The following is a 4,025-nucleotide window of genomic DNA, read 5'->3' as shown; positions in this document are numbered from 1 at the left end:
GCTCCTGTAGAAGCGCCAGCTGAGAGTTCAACAGCAAGTTCAGCACCAAGCACTAAAGAAGTTAATGTGCCAGATATTGGTGGTGATGAAGTTGAAGTAACTGAAATTATGGTTGCAGTTGGCGATACGGTTGAAGAAGATCAATCAATCTTAAACGTTGAAGGCGACAAAGCTGCAATGGAAGTACCAGCTCCATTTGCAGGTACAGTTAAAGAAATTAAAGTAGCCGCTGGCGATAAAGTATCGACTGGCTCATTAATTTTTGTATTTGAAGTTGCAGGCAGCGCGCCAGTAGCAGCACCTGCACCAGCTGAAAAATCAGCACCTGCAGCTGCGGCTAAAACTGAGTCGGCACCGGCTCAAGCGGCACCAGCAAAAGCAAGTAATGAAAGCTTCACAGAAAACAGCGCGTATGCTCATGCATCACCTGTTGTTCGCCGTTTAGCGCGTGAGTTTGGTATTAACCTAGCTAACGTTAAAGGCACTGGTCGTAAAGCCCGTATAGTTAAAGAAGACGTGCAAAACTATGTTAAAAACCTAGTTAAGCAAGTTGAGTCGGGTCAATTATCAGCAGGTAGTAGTGCTGGTGGTAGCGAGCTTGGTCTTATTCCATGGCCTAAAGTTGATTTTGCTAAATTTGGCGAAATTGAAGAGCAAAAGCTGTCTCGTATTCAAAAGCTATCAGGCAAAAACTTACACCGTAACTGGGTGCAAATCCCACATGTTACACAGTTTGACGAAGCTGATATCACAAGCCTTGAAGTATTCCGCAAAGAGCAAAATGTGCTTAGCGAGAAGAAAAAGCTGGGTGTTAAAATTACGCCACTTGTGTTTGTAATGAAAGCAGCTGCAAAAGCACTTGCTGAATTTCCAAAATTCAACTCATCGCTTTCTGCAGACGGCGAAAGCTTAATCCTTAAAAAGTACATTAACATTGGTGTTGCAGTTGATACGCCAAACGGTTTAGTTGTACCAGTGTTTAAAGATGTTGATAAAAAAGGCATTATTGAACTATCACGCGAATTAATGGAAGTATCTGTTAAAGCACGTGACGGGAAGCTTACATCGTCTGATATGCAAGGTGGTTGTTTTACTATTTCTAGCCTTGGCGGTATTGGCGGTACGGCATTTACGCCGATTGTTAATGCACCAGAAGTGGCTATTTTAGGTGTGTCTAAATCTGAAATGAAACCTAAATGGAATGGCAAAGAGTTTGAACCAAAACTAATGGTTCCGCTGTCTATGTCATACGACCATAGGGTTATTGACGGAGCCTTAGCTGCACGCTTTACTGTGACTCTTGCAAGTTACATGAGCGATATTCGCCAATTGGTGATGTAATCGCTGGACAATGAATAGAATCAAATCCCAGCCAGTTGTTTTTAGCTGGGATTTTTACCATTTGCAATGATACAATCTTTGCACAAATTTGTGATCTGCTCTCACTTTCTGCCTTGCAGAAACATGGCAGTTAAACTTTAGGGCAGTGTCCCGTTCAAACAATTAAGGTAATAGCATGAGCAACGAATTAAAAACTCAAGTTGTTGTACTAGGCGGTGGTCCTGGTGGTTACTCTGCGGCATTCCGCGCTGCTGACTTGGGCTTAGAAGTTACATTGGTAGAATCTCGTGAAACATTAGGCGGCGTATGTCTTAATGTTGGTTGTATTCCTTCAAAAGCACTTTTACACGTAGCTAAAGTGATTGATGATGCAGCTGAAATGTCATCTCATGGTGTTACTTTTGGCGCACCAAAGATCGATCTTGACCAAGTTCGTACTTGGAAAGATTCTGTAGTTGGCCAGTTAACTGGTGGACTAGAGGGCATGGCTAAAATGCGTAAAGTGAAAGTTGTATCTGGTTACGGCAAATTCACTGGCAGCAATACTTTAGTAGTTGAAGGCGAGAAAGACTCTACAACTATCACGTTTGATAACGCGATTATTGCAGCAGGTTCTAAACCAGTTAACTTACCTTTCATCCCACAAGATGACCGTGTAATTGATTCAACTGGCGCGCTAGAGCTTAAAGATGTACCAGAAAAGCTACTTGTACTTGGTGGTGGTATTATCGGTCTTGAAATGGGTACGGTTTACCGTGCACTAGGTTCTGCAATTGATGTTGTAGAATTTGCTGACCAATTAGTTCCAGCAGCTGATAAAGACATTATCAAAATTTACCAAAAATACGTAAGCAAAAAATTCAACGTAATGCTTTCAACTAAAGTTGTTGGTGTTGAAGCTAAAAAAGATGGCTTATACGTAACGTTTGAAGGTAAAAATGCACCAGCAGAACCTGTACGTTACGACAAAGTGCTTGTTGCAGTTGGCCGTACTCCAAACGGTAACTTACTTGATGCTGAAAAAGCGGGCGTAAACGTTGATGAGCGTGGCTTTATTAATGCTGATAAGCAATTACGTACTAACGTAAGCCATATTTTTGCAATTGGTGACTTAGTTGGCCAGCCTATGCTTGCGCATAAAGCGGTTCATGAAGGTCATGTTGCTGCAGAAGTTATTTCTGGTCAGAAGCATTTCTTCGACCCTAAATGTATTCCTTCGATTGCGTATACTGACCCAGAAATCGCTTGGGTAGGTGTTACTGAGAAAGAAGCAAAAGAGCAAGGCTTAAAAATTGAAACTGCGGTATTCCCGTGGGCAGCATCTGGCCGTGCTATTGCATCATCTCGTACTGAAGGTTCTACAAAACTTATCTTTGATAAAGAAAGTGGCCGTATAATCGGTGGTGCTATGATCGGTATTAACGCGGGCGAAATGCTTGGCGAAATCGGTTTAGGTATTGAAATGGGTGCTGATGGTGAAGACTTAGCGCTTACTATTCATGCTCACCCTACATTGAATGAATCAATCGGCCTTGCAGCTGAAATTTTTGAAGGTTCGATCACTGACTTACCAAACAAAAAAGCAGTTAAAAAGAAGTAATTTAACTTTTTAGCATTTGTTTGAAAAACCCAACTTCGGTTGGGTTTTTTTATGCCTGGTTTTTAATTTAAGAGATGTTGAATTAATTCAATGATACCAATCTGCTTATATATGGGGTCTATTTAACGTTAAGAAAATTACGCTAGAACTAGGCAAAAGTTTTTGTATCTAGTTGTTCTAAATAAAAAATTTTTAACGAAGTTATAGTGCAATTTAATTCGTTAAATTGATCAAAGATTTATGCAGGTTGGTATGACTATAAATATAAGATTAAATAGCGATAAGCCGTTACAATGCGCGCCTAATTAATTGAAGGTAAATACAGTGAAAAACGCAGTTTTAGCATTACGCGCTCAGCAAATAAGTGAATCTCGTCGTGAATTTAATGCGCGAGGCGGTAAATTAGATCGCTGTGAGCAATGCTTAATAGCCAAGCATTACTGTATTTGTAAAGGTGTTGAGCACGCTCAGTGCAACGCTGCTGTATGTTTACTGATGTACCATAATGAAAGCTTTAAGCCTTCTAATACTGGGCGTTTAATTGCTGAAATAGTCCCAAATAACTACGCATTTAGATGGGACAGAACAGACCCAGATCCTGATTTTTTAGCTTTAATAAACGATCCTCAATATCAACCAATGGTAGTATTCCCTGCTGAAGACGTCGAAGAGGGCAGGGCTATTACCGAAGTGAATATTGAAGAAGGTAAAAAGTTACTATTTATATTTTTAGATGGTACATGGCGTGAAGCTAAAAAAATGATTCGCAAAAGCCCCTACCTAGATAATTTACCTGTGCTTTCTGTTACTGCTGATAAACTATCTGATTACCGTTTACGTGTTGCGCCTCACGCGCACCAGCTAGGTACAGCTGAAGTAGGTATTATGGTGCTAGCACTTGCGGGCGAAATGGATGCCTCAATAAAGTTGGAGCAGCACTTTATTAAGTTTCGTGATGCGTATTTATTGGGTAAACGTAATAAAGGCAGGCCATTAGAAGACTAATTTTTTATGCAGCTAAGCGAAAGCTTGCTGCTCTTTTAAGTGAGTTAGTGCTTTATTTTGAATTGCTCTAAAGCCTTCT

At 40.6% G+C, this 4,025-nt stretch carries 3 protein-coding genes; all 3 read left to right on the top strand.

Features of this window, described 5'->3' with window-relative positions:
* The coding region (gene aceF, locus ENH88_RS08400; protein ID WP_304181590.1) for a dihydrolipoyllysine-residue acetyltransferase at positions 1 to 1,341 on the top strand (1,341 nt) is incomplete at its 5' end.
* Positions 1,342 to 1,516: 175 nt separating this feature from the next.
* Positions 1,517 to 2,941, top strand: a complete 1,425-nt coding sequence (gene lpdA, locus ENH88_RS08395; RefSeq protein ID WP_304181588.1) for a dihydrolipoyl dehydrogenase — start codon at positions 1,517 to 1,519, stop codon at positions 2,939 to 2,941.
* A 324-nt stretch (positions 2,942 to 3,265) separates the two neighbouring features.
* Positions 3,266 to 3,946 (top strand): tRNA-uridine aminocarboxypropyltransferase, encoded by a 681-nt coding sequence (locus ENH88_RS08390; protein WP_197185538.1) that lies wholly within the window; start codon positions 3,266 to 3,268, stop codon positions 3,944 to 3,946.
* Positions 3,947 to 4,025 lie beyond the last annotated feature (79 nt).

The sequence above is a fragment of the Pseudoalteromonas prydzensis genome (assembly GCF_011050055.1).
Lineage (GTDB): Bacteria > Pseudomonadota > Gammaproteobacteria > Enterobacterales > Alteromonadaceae > Pseudoalteromonas > Pseudoalteromonas prydzensis_A.
This window is presented reverse-complemented; position numbering and strand designations above follow the sequence as displayed.